Source organism: Akkermansia muciniphila (genome assembly GCF_002884975.1).
Lineage (GTDB): Bacteria > Verrucomicrobiota > Verrucomicrobiia > Verrucomicrobiales > Akkermansiaceae > Akkermansia > Akkermansia muciniphila_C.
The window spans coordinates 395,457-409,339 of the sequence record NZ_PJKB01000001.1; the positions used below are offsets into that span (position 1 = coordinate 395,457).

General features: G+C 59.7%; 13 protein-coding genes. All 13 read right to left on the reverse strand.

Annotated features, from left to right (window positions below; translation table 11 throughout):
* Positions 1–41: 41 nt before the first annotated feature.
* Positions 42–716 (reverse strand): glycosyltransferase family 2 protein, encoded by a 675-nt coding sequence (locus tag CXU21_RS01655; RefSeq protein ID WP_102724812.1) that lies wholly within the window; start codon positions 714–716, stop codon positions 42–44.
* Positions 713–1,750, reverse strand: coding sequence for an acyltransferase family protein (locus CXU21_RS01660; protein ID WP_180972577.1), 1,038 nt, complete (start codon positions 1,748–1,750; stop codon positions 713–715). The genes CXU21_RS01655 and CXU21_RS01660 overlap by 4 nt, the downstream gene beginning before the upstream one ends.
* Before the next feature lie 44 nt (positions 1,751–1,794).
* Positions 1,795–2,799, reverse strand: a complete 1,005-nt coding sequence (locus CXU21_RS01665) for a glycosyltransferase family 2 protein (protein WP_102724814.1) — start codon at positions 2,797–2,799, stop codon at positions 1,795–1,797.
* A 24-nt stretch (positions 2,800–2,823) separates the two neighbouring features.
* The gene (locus CXU21_RS01670; protein WP_102724815.1) at positions 2,824–3,672 is read right to left on the reverse strand and encodes a glycosyltransferase family 2 protein; all 849 of its coding nucleotides are present in this window, start codon (positions 3,670–3,672) and stop codon (positions 2,824–2,826) included.
* 145 nt (positions 3,673–3,817) lie between these two features.
* On the reverse strand, positions 3,818–4,873 hold the full coding sequence (locus CXU21_RS01675) for a glycosyltransferase family 2 protein (protein ID WP_102724816.1): 1,056 nt from the start codon (positions 4,871–4,873) through the stop codon (positions 3,818–3,820).
* A gap of 3 nt (positions 4,874–4,876) precedes the next feature.
* Positions 4,877–5,428, reverse strand: a complete 552-nt coding sequence (locus CXU21_RS01680) for a putative colanic acid biosynthesis acetyltransferase (RefSeq protein WP_102713240.1) — start codon at positions 5,426–5,428, stop codon at positions 4,877–4,879.
* 32 nt (positions 5,429–5,460) lie between these two features.
* Positions 5,461–7,035, reverse strand: a complete 1,575-nt coding sequence (locus CXU21_RS01685) for a hypothetical protein (RefSeq protein ID WP_146016904.1) — start codon at positions 7,033–7,035, stop codon at positions 5,461–5,463.
* Positions 7,036–7,057: 22 nt separating this feature from the next.
* Positions 7,058–8,239 carry a glycosyltransferase gene (locus tag CXU21_RS01690; protein WP_102724818.1) on the reverse strand — a complete coding sequence of 394 codons (1,182 nt, stop codon included), beginning with the start codon at positions 8,237–8,239 and terminating at the stop codon, positions 7,058–7,060.
* Complete coding sequence (locus CXU21_RS01695; RefSeq protein WP_102724819.1) at positions 8,236–9,372, reverse strand: glycosyltransferase; 1,137 nt, start codon at positions 9,370–9,372, stop codon at positions 8,236–8,238. Before CXU21_RS01695 ends, CXU21_RS01690 begins: the two co-directional genes overlap by 4 nt.
* Positions 9,369–10,493, reverse strand: coding sequence for a glycosyltransferase family 4 protein (locus CXU21_RS01700; RefSeq protein ID WP_180972578.1), 1,125 nt, complete (start codon positions 10,491–10,493; stop codon positions 9,369–9,371). Before CXU21_RS01700 ends, CXU21_RS01695 begins: the two co-directional genes overlap by 4 nt.
* A 4-nt stretch (positions 10,494–10,497) precedes the next feature.
* Entirely contained in the window at positions 10,498–11,709 is a 1,212-nt protein-coding gene (locus CXU21_RS01705; RefSeq protein WP_146016905.1) for an O-antigen ligase family protein, read from the reverse strand.
* A gap of 36 nt (positions 11,710–11,745) precedes the next feature.
* The gene (locus CXU21_RS01710) at positions 11,746–12,708 is read right to left on the reverse strand and encodes a hypothetical protein (protein WP_102713228.1); all 963 of its coding nucleotides are present in this window, start codon (positions 12,706–12,708) and stop codon (positions 11,746–11,748) included.
* Positions 12,705–13,877, reverse strand: coding sequence for a glycosyltransferase (locus CXU21_RS01715; protein WP_102724822.1), 1,173 nt, complete (start codon positions 13,875–13,877; stop codon positions 12,705–12,707). The genes CXU21_RS01710 and CXU21_RS01715 overlap by 4 nt, the downstream gene beginning before the upstream one ends.
* Between the last annotated feature and the right edge of the window lie 6 nt (positions 13,878–13,883).

Below are 13,883 nucleotides of genomic sequence, written 5' to 3' on the forward strand. Positions count from 1 at the left end.
TGCCGGCCAGCCAGTTTTTAAAGGTGCGCCCGTAATTTGATTTAAGAAAAAAGTAAAGTATCAGAGGCTGGTTTGCAAGTGTTGCGTATTTTTTCATGCTCCGGATAGAGGGTTTTTATTCTGTCTGAAATGAATTTATAGTCTGAATAGGAGAGCGTGAACAGGGCGAGCAGGCTTTTGTTCCGGAGAAAGTAGTTCCTGCTGTACGGGGAACGCCCGTTCAGGCATTTGCTCAAATCCAGGACGGGTTGAAGGGCGGTGCGGAAATCCTCCGGAGGTTTCCTCCGGTTGAAGAAGCCGCTTGTAGCTCCGGTTTCCCCGTTGGTGGAATATTGATAAAAAGGCTTGCTGATGACGGTTGCGGAGGTGCAAATGCAGAAATATTGGGCCGTAAGATAAAGATCTTCCGCAAATTTGAATCTTTCCGGGAATTTTATCTTATTTTTTACCGGAAATTCTTTTTTATATATCCTGCCCCGGCAGGCCGGAACATTATTGTTTGCCGCAAGTGGAATGCCTGAAGGGAGCTTGTCCCGCAGGGAATAGCCGTCCAGAATATCCGCTCTCCCGTCCGTAGAGCCGCCATTAATGCAGATGCACTCCCAATCCTCCAGGGTCTGGCTCCGGATGGAATCCAGGCAGGCCGCAAGCTGCTTTTCATTCCGGTACACCGGGATGATGATGCTGAACAGGGGGGTGTGTGCGTCCAGGGTCATGAAGGGTAAGTCAGGGGGGCGGCCGGTTCAACGGAAAGGGCAACGGGAGAGTACATCTTCTTTTTGAAGAACAGGAACTTGCTCCAGCCCAGGGCGTCGCATAGTCCGGTGGCTCCCAGGCAGGCCGCCAGCACCAGCGTCACGGACAGGACGGCAAAGCAGATTCTGCTGGAATCAAAGGCCAGCACCGGGGCCAGCGGCTTGCACAGGAGCGTGAAGGCTGGGGAAAAGATTACGATGGACAGGGAATTCCTTCCCAGGTAGGTGAACAGCCGCCGGACGGCTTCTCCCGCGAAGTCATGCGTTTTTACCAGAAAACTGAGCGTCAGCATGCACAGGCACAGCCCCAGCATGCCGTCCCGGGCGGGGAGGGGGAAAAGGAGGCAGAGCGCGGCGGCGGGGACAGCCGCCCACAGGGTGGGGAAGAAGCATTTCAGGATGGGAAGCCCGGTCGTCCGGAAGAAGGCCCCCAGGAGAAAGTAAGCGACGTGAATCATCTGGAACGCCGGGTTAAGCCAGGAAACCGCCGCCAGGATAGCGGCGGTTACGGCCAGCCGGGCCGGAGGGGAGAGCCGCGGAATGCGGGAGACGAGATAATAAACGCCCAGGCACACCACCAGGAGATAGAGGTACCAGTACGTTCCCGCCGGGGCCAGCAGCAGCGTTTTCCAGAAGGCCGTGAACGCGGGTTCCAGGCGGTTGCTGGCGGGAATGGAGGCGGGCAGATGGGCCAGGGCCAGGTAGTACAGCGATTCAAAGACCAGGTACGGAACCAGAATGCCCAGCCATGTTTTCAGGAACTGGCCCGGGGTCTTGTCCGTATTGGCAAAGAAGCCGGAAAGGATGATGAAACCGGACATGTGGAAGACGTACACGTACCGCGTGACGTCCAGGTAGTACGTGGAAAACCAGGACAGGTGGAAAAGGACCATCAGGGTGATCAGAATGCCCTTGAGGTAGTCCACTTGAGGAATCCGTTGCTTGCCGGGCGCGGCTGCGTGCGGGGGAAGGGCGCTGTCAATGGCGGCTTGCATGGCTGGAAAAGGGAAGGAGAGTGGAAGGTTGAGAGGGCACGGCATTAAAGATGCCTTGTTTTCAGCAGGAGATGGGCCATGCGGTACCTGCGCGCGGCCAGCAGGCGGCAAACCAGGTGGAAGTACGGGCCGCACAGGCGCAGTTCAGCCTTGCGGGCCGCAAGCCCGCTGGAAAGAAAATCCCTGAAAACCTGTTTGCGGGAGGCGTAGGGCTGCTGCCGGAGGGCGTGGAAGATCACGTTGGTCTTTTGCAGGATGTAGCTCCTGACTGCGGAAGCGTCTTCCCGCGGGATGGCAAGGGCGTCCGTCCACGCCAGGAACTTGGCTACCAGAGTGTCTATGTCCTGCACGAGGTTAAAGCGGCTGCGCTTGGCCGCTCCGTTTTCCTCCTCCCGCGCTTGGTAGTGGTAGAAGGCCCTTTTCACCAGGTTGATGCCCGGAGCGCAGGCGGAGAAGTAGTCCAGGACGAACTGGAAGTCTTCAAACACCACCGCGGAGGCGTTGAACCGGAGGCCGTTTTTTTTCAGAAGCTCCGTGCGGAACAATTTGTTGCAGGCGGATTCCATGTCCAGGCTGGTGAGCAGGTAGCGCAGGAAGGCGCCCGTTTCCTCCGCGGGAATGTACTGGTCCCGGCTGGGCAGCGTGGTTTCCGTGCGGATGAGGCGGCTGCCCGTGTGGAAGTCCTTGCTGATTCCGTAGCAGTGGAGCGCGGCTTCCGGCGTGCGGAGGGCGGCGTCATGAAGGCAGGCCAGCATGTCCGGCTCCACGGAGTCGTCCCCGTCCACGAAGGCGGTCCAGGTTCCCCGCGCCCGGGAAAGGCCCGCATTGCGGGCGGCGCTCACGCCCCGGTTGTCCTGGTGGATGGCGGTGAAGCGCGCGTCCTTCCGGGCGTATTCGTCCAGGATGGCGCCGCTCCCGTCCGGGGAGCCGTCATTGATGCAGATGCATTCCCAGTCCGTCATGGTCTGGTTCCTGACGGAATCCAGGCAGTCCCGGAGAAAGGGGCCGGAACGGTAAACGGGAATGATGATGGAAAAGAAGGGGTTCATGGAAAAGCGGGAAGGAATGGGAGGTCAGCGCGCCGTCTTGCCGGAGTCTTTTTTCTGTTTCTCAAATTGCCGGGCGTCCACGAGGGTCCTGTACCACCATCCCTGCATGAAATGCCACAAAAATCCTTCCCGGCCGTCCAGAAAACCCAGTTTGAGGAAGTAGCGGTAGCAGAAGTAGGCGAAGGAGCGCCAGAAGAGCGGCTGCCGGGCGTAGCGTTCCTTCATGGCGCGCTTCCTTTCCGCCTGCCCGTTGATGCCGGAGTCCGCGGCGGCGGCGGAGAGGATGTCTTCCAGGTCCGCCAGCTCCCGGGCGGAGTAGTCCACGTGCTTGTGCGCCCACCAGCCCAGGCCGTTCAGGTTCTCGTCCACGAAGTCGTGCTCGAACTCCACGGCGCGCCCGCGGCAGAGTTCCATGTGTTCGTCCATATAGCGCTGTTCGCATCTGGCCGCGCCATACCGGAACAGGCGCAGCAGCTTGACGGGGTAAACGCCGTGCTTCATCCACCGGCCCAGGAAGATGTGCCTGCGCTTGTGGATGACTCCGGTGACGTCTTCCGGCAGGGAGGGGAGTTTTTCCTTCAGTTCCTCCAGGGCTTCCGGCATGAACCACTCGTCCGCATCCAGGCGCAGAACCCAGGCGGTGGTGATGGGGCAGTTGTCCAGCGCCCAGTTGAACTGCGGGGCGTAGAGGCCGGGCCATTCGTGCTGGATGACCTGCACCCGGGGGTATTCCCGGCAGATGGCGGCGGTGTTGTCCGTGGAAAAGCAGTCGATGACGAAAACCTCTTTGGCCGCAGGGAGGATGTTCTCCAGGCAGCGGCGGATGTGAAGTTCCTCATTCTTGGCAAGGATGATGACGGAGAGGTCGAGCATATTTTATTTCGAGATTTTATATAGAGTAGCCTTGTCACGCTATTTTTATTCTCTATCAACGGTATTCAGATGATAACGATAAAATTCTGATGTTGTTTATCAATGATCTAAAATGGAAGAATCGGAGAGGTCGGTCTCGGCAAGGCTAAAGAAAATAATTATTTTTTATTTTCTTTTGTTTCTTATTTCTTTCTACAAAGAAGACGAGTGATAGGAATAAGTATAATATAAATAGATGATGACGAGAAAGAATGCCAACAATTTTTGGTATTCCGGATTCAAGATTGTAACTCCAATTTGGAAATTGCTCATTTGCAAATTGAGACAGGCGTGTCAGATGATAATACTTTTTATTTTCCCTTGAACGGAACAGGTTATAGATCTGAAATACGATATTATATGAGAAAACTTGCAATTTTCTTTCTAGAAGAATAGTTGTAAAATTTTCGCTGCAATACTGTTTTGCATAAAAATTACAGACATCCCTTATAGCATCAAGATGTATTTTTTCACAGCTAAAAAATACATCTCCATAAAATTTGCAAGTGGTATTTGAAAAACTTATATCATAGCAATAGAGGACTAATGGCAGTGTTTGTACGCATGTACATTTTTTTAAATAACAATAGTTGAAACATGCATCTTCATGCAACCTTAACTGGGGATCAAGCTTCAGGTTATGTTGTTTGATAATCTCCTTTTTGTATACTTTAGACCATAGAGAACCAAAAGTCAGATCATCTAAATCAAGAAGGACTTTAAAACATGCCAGCGGCGAATTATATTGTTTCTTTGCTGTCACATTTGTATGCAATTTTCCATTTCTTGTGGAATGCTGCGTACTAAATATCGTCAAATCAGAATCAAATTCCTGTACTTCGGATAACCCGGTTTTTAATGTGTTTGGAAGTAAGTAGTCATCAGCATCTACAAACATAATATATTGGCCTGTCGCCTTATCTATCCCTGCATTCCTCGCGGCACTAACTCCTTTATTTGGCTGATTGATGACAGTTATAACCGGGCCGTATGCAACTTGATATTGATCCAGGACCTCCCTACTATTGTCAGTAGAGCCATCATTGATACATATAATTTCAATGTTATCAATATTTTGTGATAAGATGCTGTCAAGGCACCGTTTTAAGAAAGCTTCCGCATTATAAACAGGAATGATGATAGATAAACAGATGGCAGGCATATTCTAATCCTTATTGTTTGAGAGTTCCCTTTTCTTAATGAATTTGGCAGGATTTCCCCCGACAACCGTCCATGGTTCTACATCTTTGAACACGGCAGATCTTGCTCCCACCACCGCTCCATTGCTTATTGTCACCCCCATGCCCACGAAGGCCTGGGCCGCCACCCATGCCTGGTCTTCCACGGTAATGGGGGCGCAGATGAGGGGGTGGCGGGGGTCCGAGATATCATGGGAGGCCGTGCAAAGGAAAGCCCCCTGGGAGATGACGGCATGGTTCCCGATGGTGATGGGGGCCTTGTTGTAGATTTCCGTGTCGGGGCCGATGCAGGCGTATTCCCCCATGGAGAGGTTCCACGGCGCCCAGATCCTGCTGCTGGGATACACGAGGGAGACGAGCGGTATTTTTGCCCCGAACAGGCGCAGCAGAAGATTCCGGGGGACTTTCATGGTGTTGGTGACCATGATCCGGAAGAGGGTCCGGTTGACAATGTACCAGCCGTACCGTTTGAGGCGGTGGCTGAGGGAGTAGTGTTCCTGGTAACGGGAAAGATCCATGGCGGAGGATGGGAGTAAATGGTGAAAGGTGATTATGGCCGCGGGGCGGTAGCAGGCTCCATGTCCGTTCTTATTCCGGTGGAAAATGGGCTCAGCGGGCCGTCCGCGGACTGGCCCGCCTTCTGGAAATAGACGGCCCGGAAGGCGGCTCCCTCTCCGTTGCCCCACAGCGGGGCGTTCCAGGGATGCTCCGGATGGTGGAGGTGGCCCTCCCACAGCCGCTGCATGTTGGCAAGCCGCGCGGGCTCCGTGAAGGCGAGCGTGGGCGCGGCCTTGGCGAAGACGGAGAGGCTGGGCAGGGACGCCAGCGCCAGGTAGCAGACGCACCAGGCGCGCCACGGGCGGGTACCCACCGGCTCCGCAAAGATGCGGGTGAAAAGGAGAGCCAGGCAGAAGAAGCTGACGCTTGAGGCCTTGTAGCAGAATTCATTGTAGCCGCCCACGGACCCTATGTAAATGAAGTAGGTGAGGGTCAGAACGGTCAGCGCGGTCCAGAAGAGGGCGTCTTTTTTAAAGCGGCGGAACAGCAGGACTGCCGGAGCGCCGACTGTCAGCAGCCAGGACCCGGCCAGCGCGCCCCAGAATTTCCAGCCGCCGTGCCGGAGCAGGTCAAAGGGGGAATCCTCCCACGTCAGGCGGATGCGGTTGTTCCCGTTGCTGCTCGTGAAGTAGATTCCCGCCAGCAGGACAAGCGCGCCGCCCGCCAGCACCGTCCAGGAGGAAAAATACTGCCTGGCGGGAGTGTGGCGGACCAGTGCGCGGACGGCGATGAAGACCAGCAGGCCCAGCGAACCGATGGGGGAGGCGAGCAGGCACAGGGAGGCCAGGAAGAGCTGGTAGCGGGGCGGAATGTTCCAGGCAAAGGCCATGGCGACGAACAGCCACAGCAGCGTGGTATGGTGGAAGGTGTAGTGCAATTGCATGGTGGAGGCCACGCCGCCGAAGAAGGCCAGCACCGTCAGGTAGAGTTCATGGGCAGTCTGCCCCTGCGGGTTGAATAAATGCACGCTCCATCTGACTATTCCGTCCAGCGGGCCCTGGAAGATGAGCAGGACCAGGAAGAGCAGGGTAGCCATGCGGAATTTGCCCCAAAGGACCGTGAGCGCCAGCGCCAGGCCCAGTTCAATCCAGGCGGTCAGAACGTAGTTGACAGTGAAGACGTCCGAGCAGGAGAAGCATTTGCATATCAGGGCCGGAGGCAGCCAGAAGGCATGGTAGTAAATGAAGTGCCTGCCTTCCGCGTTCACCAGGGGCCAGTCACACCGGATGAGAGTGTCATAAATGGGGTTGCGGACGACAAAGTCCGCGTGCTGGAGCACCACGCCCGTAATGCCCCCCGCCAGCAGCCACAGGAGGGAAAGAAGAAGGGCGCAGAGGTAAACGGCCAGTTGCCGCCTGGTGAAATGAAGCGAGGGGACCGGGAGCTTTACGCACAGCAGGACGGAAGCCGCCGCCACGGCCATGGCCGCCGGAACGGAGAACAGGGGCCTGACCCAGCCCAGCAGGAAGAGGATGGTAGGCAGCGCCATATAGGCCACGGCGCAGGAAGCCAGGAGCTTGCCGCTGATGGTGAACACAATGTCTGTTTTTTTCCGTATTTGTTCCATGAGGTGGCTGAATGAAGTTCTGCTAGGGGGTGGGCGTGTTATTGCGGAAGACTTCCTCCCACTGGCGGACGACGTGTTCGCGCGTGAATTTCCGGCTTTTGGCGGCGGCTTCCCGCGCCATGGCGTGCAGGGCGGAGGGGGACTGCATCAGCCCGGCGGCCATGTCAGCCATCTGCCGCGCCTGGAACCCGCCGGACGCCGGCAGGATGCAGCCGTTCTTCCCGTGGTCCACCAGGTCATAGGCGGCGGAAAAACTTCCGTAAACGATGGGGGTGACGCCGAAGGACATGCCCTCCACAATGACCAGGCCGAATCCCTCATATTCCGAGGTTAAAAAAAGCAGGGAAGCCTGTTCGTAATACGGGGCAGGGTTCCTGAAACCCTCAAAGGAGACGTGTTCCAGACGGTGTTCCGCGCAGAATGCCTGAAGGGCCTCCTTTTCCGGGCCGTCCCCCACCAGGCGGAGGGTCCAGTCCGGGAAGCGGGGTTCCAGCAGCGCCCACGTCTCCAGCACGCGGGAGACTCTTTTCTGGTTGGGTTCCAGCCGCCCCACAAAGAGAACCTCTTTCTTCTTGAAGGACGGATCATAGCGGAATTCCCGGTTTTCCACGGTGACGGGGTTGGGAATTGTCAGGAGCTTTCCGGTATTCTTCAGTCCGGTGATGTTCCGGAAGGCCCGGTGGAAGCTGTCGGAAAGGAGGATGTAACGGTCGCTATGGGCATAAACGTAACGCAGGCTGGCCCCGGTAGCCATGGCGCAGCCTTTCAGCAGGAGGCGCAGGAAGACCCTTGTTACCGGGTTCCCCGTCCGGGCCAGCCGCATCCGGAGGCCTTCCAGCCTCTTGTTGCAGTCCGGCGCGTTATGGTGCACGGCCAGCAGAAGGCAGGGGAGGCCCCGCATGGCCTTCCGGCACAGGCGGGTGACGTGGAAGGGCAGGCACCACTGGTTGATGATGACGTCAATGCGGCGGGAGGAAAGGATGTCCCGGAGGGTGGAAATATTGGCCCGGCCGGAGACGGGGTAGCTTAAGCGGTGCAGGGTGACCCGGCTGTCCAGCGCGGGGGCGGGCGTTTCCGCCGCCTGTTCAAAGGAGACCACGTGCACCTCATGCCCCCGGGCGGAAAATTCATTCGCCAGGATGGTGGTGACGGTCTCCACGCCGCCGATGGAGGGGAATTTCCCAAGCAGGAAGAGGATGTTCATGACAAGTCAAGGAAGTCCGGTTTGGGTTCCCGCCCCAGCAGGTAGCCGTACAGGCTCTTCATGCTGGCGGCCACATGGTGGGAGGCGTACGTTTCCATGATGAGGGAGCGGCCCCGTTCCCCCATGGCGCGGCTTTCCTCCGGCGTGAGGCTGAGGGCCTCTTCCAGCGCGGCGGCCAGGGATGCGGTCCCGCTGCCGCACCACCAGCCGCACCGGCGCGTGCGGAGTTCCTCCCACGGGGTGCCCGTGCTTGCGATGACGGGGGTGCCCGCCAGCAGCCCTTCCGCAATGCCCATGCCGAAGTTTTCCTGATGGCTGGGGGCGCAGAGGACGTTGAGGGAGGCAAGCAGTTCATATTTTTCCCTCCCTGAGGCGAAGCCCGCGAAGCGGATGCTTTCCCCGCCCTCCTCCGCGGCCAGCCGCTTCAGGTGCGCCACGTAATCCGCGGGGCCGTCGCCGATGAGGAGGAGTTCCCCGTTCCGGAGGTGGAGGGAGCCCCACGCGCGGATAAGGCTTTCCAGATTTTTAATGGGGTGGAAGCGGCCCAGGAACCCGGCGCGGAAGCGCCCGCCCGTGCTCCGCCGGATCTGGTCAATCCATGGAGGCACGGCCACCGGATTGGGGATGACCGCCACGGGGTTGGTAAAGCCCAGCCCGCGCAGGTGCACCACCTCTTCCCGGCAGGTGGCGTGGATGCAGTCCGCATGGGACAGGTCCCGGCGGTGGCCCAGCGCCAGCATGAGTTTTTTTCTCCCGGGCTTGATGGCCAGGGCCTGGGGGTAAAGCATCCCGTGGGGGGAGACCACGCAGGGCTTGCCCGCCTTTCTGGCCTCCGCGCAGGTGGCGTGGTTCACGTCCAGCCACAGGCCGTTGGTGTGGTAAAGGTCATAATCCTGCCAGTTTTTCAGCCGGCAGCGCAGGTTGCGGGAGATGCCCAGCGGGGTGCGCAGGTCGTTGGGGACGGCGTGGATGAAGGCACTTTCCTCCTCCGGGGCGCTCCCGGCGCTGTCCTCCACAGTGAGGACGTCCGTAGGGCAGCCTGCATCGTTCAGGGCCCGGACCAGCTCGCGGGTGCAGGCCGTGGTTCCCCCGGACCGGGAGGACATGGAGGCGATGGTATGCAGTATCTTCATGATTCCGTTCCTTTGATCTGTGCCCAGGGAGCCACGGGGCGGTTCCGTTCCCGGCCCTCCGTCCAGGCGGCGATTTGTTCCAGATAACGGGCCGCGGCGGCTCCTCCGGCGTGTTGTTCCGCCCAGGCGGAAATAGCGTTCCGTTCCGCGGGGGAAAGGGGGCCTTTGCCCAGCCACTCCTGAAGGGCGCGGGGCAGGTTCTCCGGACGGTCCGGGTCAAACGTGCCGCCGCGCAGATGGCCGTCCAGCAGGCTGGCGGCTCCGCACGCGGTGGAGCATAACACCCTCATTCCGGCTTGGAGGGCCTCATTCACCACGGCTCCCCACCCGTCAAACAGGCTGGGGAGGACGAGCAGGTCACACCGGCGCATCAGCTTACGCGTTTCTTCATTCCCCTGCGTGCCCAGCAGGGAAATCTGCGCGCAGCCCTGCGCCTCCAGGGCGGCCTGCTCCCTCAGGGGACCGTTCCCCACCACATGGCAGCGGCGGAAGGCTCCGCCGCACTGCCGCGCGGCGCGGAGGAAGGGAAGAACGTTTTTGCGCGGAATGAGCTGGCCCACGAATAGAAGGTCCGGTTTTTCCCCCGGAGCAGGGGCCGGGGCGGAGGAAGTACCCGCGGGCTCTGCGGATTCCGTAAAATAGCCCCATTCAAAAATGGAATTCTCCGGGAATCCGGCGCGGCGGTAGCATTCCACGCCCAGCCTGCCCGTAGCCAGCAGGGCCGTTATTTTCTTCCCGTACCGGGCGTGGAGAAGGCGGTACTTGAAGGTTCTCAGCGCGCCGCGCCACCCCTGGCGGCGGTAGGGCTCCGCGTAAACCATGGTGGTCAGCCCGCTGCGGACGGCCTGTTTAAAGGCGGCGTAAACCATGGGGTAAGTGCTGATGCCGGAAAATACATGGATGGCGGCGGGATGGGCGCGCACGGTTTCCTCCGCCTCCCGGGGGGAGGGAGAAAGGAGGATGCGGGCATTCCCCATGTCCGGCACCGTCCAGCCGCTGGCGCGCCGCTCCCCTTCAAAATCCGTTTGAACCGCCAGCAGGACGTCATGTTTCCGCGCCAGTGCCTTGATCAGGGCTGACTGGTGGATGCTGAGCATGTTTTGCCAGAAGACGAATTCCATGGTGTTATTTTCCTCCATTGGGAAGGTTGCGGAAGGCATAGGCCCCGCCGATGGTGGCCCAGAAGACGGCGGACAGTCCGGAGCCGGCGGCAAAGACGTACCCCTCCGCGACCATGTGGACGGAGAAGAGGGCCAGCGCCGCCTGCGCCGGTGAAACGGGCGGGGCGCCGGGCGTGCGGAACGGGCGCTTGAGCAGGTTGCCGAACAGGATGAAGAGGAAGGGGGCGCCGCCCAGCAGGCCCGTCATGGCGAAGACGGCCCCGTAGGACGTGCCCGGCTCAATGATGCCGGTGACCAGGGACTGCTTGAATGAAATGATTTTCTGGGAGGCGAATCCCACGCCGTACAGGGGGGAGGAGAGGAATTCGTTCTCCCGGTCCTCCCACAGGTGGGAGCGGGAGGATATGGCGCTGCCCATGTTTACGTTGGCTTGCTGCTTGGCAAGCGTATTGGCGCCGAAGTGCTGGACGAAAGGCGCCAGGATGATTCCCAGGAAGAACAGGGCCAGCAGCGTCCTGAACAGTTTTTTGGGGGAATGCCTGAAGTACATGAAGAAGACGTAGCCCACCCCCATCAGGGTGGCTACCAGGGCGGAGCGGGAGGCGGAGAGCAGGATGGAGCCCAGGCAGGCGACCATCAGGCCCAGGCGGATATAAAGTTCCTTTTTGCCGGGATTCCGGTTTTCCATGTGAACAACGGTCAGGTAAACCAGCCCCAGCCCCGCGAGCAGCCCCAGCGTGATGGATTGCCAGACCAGCCCCCCGAAGAGGCCCGCCACATTGATCATTCCGCTGGCGTTGTGGCGCATGTAGTTGATCCCCAGAAAGTAGCCGATGAAGGACCCTGCGCCGATGAAGACGCAGAAACGCATGAGCCAGAGAAACAGATTCAGGCGGAAGACGTTCAAGGAGCGGGAGGAAGTCAGCGGGGTGAGCGCCAGCAGGAGGATGAGGAAATAACCCAGGCGGTACCAGGGCTTGAAAACGGCGGGCGGCTGGTTGAACACCAGGCTCAGGACGCAGGCCGCCGCCATGAGAATCAGGGCCAGGCTGGTCTTCTTCGCCTTTGTCACGCACACGGCGGCGCACACCGCCAGCATCACCGGATACAGGGGGGAAAGAAAGGAGATGGACCCCGTCATGGTGGCGGCAACCGCCACCATGGCCGCGAATGACCATGTTCCGTGTTTTCTGATGTATTGGAGAAGGGGTGCCATGTGGTTCAGGAATGGGAAATCATGCGGAGCGGGAATTCATGGCTGGTAGCCCAGCAGGGCCAGCTGCGGCAGCAGGGCGGACAGGCGCGCCTCCCACGGGGCGTGCCGGAGCGCTGCCCGGTAGTTCTTATCCACCAGGTCCTGGCAGGAGGAGATATTCGTTAAAAGGCGGGTGATCTGTTCATGGGCGTTCCGTTCGCTCACTTCCATAACGGGATTATACCCCAGCAGGTCAATCAGCTCCTGCGGTGCCCTGCCTGCCGGAAGCGTGCGTGACAGCATGCACTCCCAGTAGCGCTGGGTCAGGGTTTCCACCTCTCCGGCCATGGCCGGGTGTGTGTCGCACCGGGGGTAGGAGACGGTGATTTTTGCGGAGGCCAGCCCTTCGCAGAGGGAGCGGAAATCCGGGAACAGGAGCGGCCCCTCCGCGGCGGGGGACAGATGGACCCATTCCGGATGCTCCCGGCAGGCCCGGACGGCGGCGCGGTGGAAGAAGGGCATCTGCCTGCCGAGCTCCAGAATATCCACGGGCCTTTCCCGGAGGTCCTTTCCGGGCAGGTAGCCCGCCGGGTCAATGCCTTCCGGAACATGAACGGCCCGGACATGGGGCAGTTCCTTCCGGACATATTCGCAGACCTGGGAAGAGGTGCACAGGAAAGTGCGGACGCGGTGGCGTTTCAGGGAGGAGATGAGGCGCGGCCAGTACCGGGGCCACACGTCCCACAGCATGGGGACGATTTCATGCGTGTAGGCGTACGGCCACGCAAAGGAGTCCGGATAGCCCGCGCCGGGAACCAGCAGGGCATTCCGGCGAGAGGAAAGCGGGGGCAGGTTTGCGGACAGCTTCAGCCGGGCAATCATCAGGAGCGCGGGCCACGGCATGGCGCGCCTGCGTTTCACGCCGCCGCCGGCCCCCTGCCACGCCCGGGCAAACCAGTCCATGAAGAACTGGTGGTTCCCCTTTTTCCTGACAGGTTCCAGCAGAAGAAGCTTTTTCATGAGTTTTCCCCCCTGAGTATTTCGTTCCATTCACGGATGATCCGTTCCAGCGTAAAGCGCGGTTCCTGTTCGCGCGCTTTCCGGGCGTACGGGGCCAGGTCCTCCGCGGCCATGGTGAGCATGGCCGCGCACAGGGCGTGGCTGTCTCCGGCGGGGAACAGGCGTCCCGTCCCGCTGTCCCGGATGAGTTCCCGGCAGATGGGGATGTCCGCGGCGAGGACCGGAAGGCCGCAGCTCATGGCCTCAATCTGGACGAGGCCGAAGCCCTCGCACCGGGAGGGGAACAGCAGAACGGCATGTTTGGGGTATTCCCGCTCCATGGCTCCGTGGCTGCCGTGCAGGCGCACGCGGGATTGCAGGCCGTGCTCCCGAATGAAGCCCTCCATCCACGGGCGCAGCGGGCCTTCTCCGTACACGTGCAGGTTCCATTCCCCGTTCCGGCGGGAGAACTCCTCAAACGCCTCCAGGGCCAGGTCCGCCCCCTTGTGGGAGGAGAGGGAGCCCGCAAAGACGAACGTCTTTGACGTCAGCGCGGAATGTTCCGCGGCCGTGAAGCTGGCCGGATTGTAAATGCGGCGCGTCTTCAGCCAGTGCCGCTTTTCAAAGTTCTCCCTGTCGTGGTCTGACAGGACGATGATTTGGTCAAAACGGCGGTAGAACCGCTGGAGCGCGTGGCGGAAGTAACGGGCGAAATGCGGTCCCTTGAACCCGAAGTAGTCTTCATACGCCGCATGGGACCAGGAAATGGTCCTGGTGCCGGGGGAAAGGCGCGGCTGGACCAGGGCGAGCAGGAGGGAGTCTTCAAACCCGGAGCCGAAGACGACGGCGTCATACCGCTGGCTGTTGATATGATTGGCGAGGCGTTTTTTAAAGGCGCGCGTGTACCGCAGGAGGGCGTACGCGCGGGCTCCGGCGGCGGAGGAGAACAGCGGGGTGCGGGTGACCAGCCTGTCCATCACGGAGCGCCTTATCTTCTCGTAAAGACTCATTTCATGGTGGAAAAAGCGTATCCTGTCCAGGTTCAGCCCGTACGCGTTTTCCAGGGGGGGCTGCCTCAGGCAGTACACGCTGATTTCATGTTCCCGTGCCAGCGCGTTCATGACGCGCGTCAGGACGCGGGAGACTCCCCCCACGCCGAAACGTTCCCAGGCGATGAAACAAATCTTCATAAATAA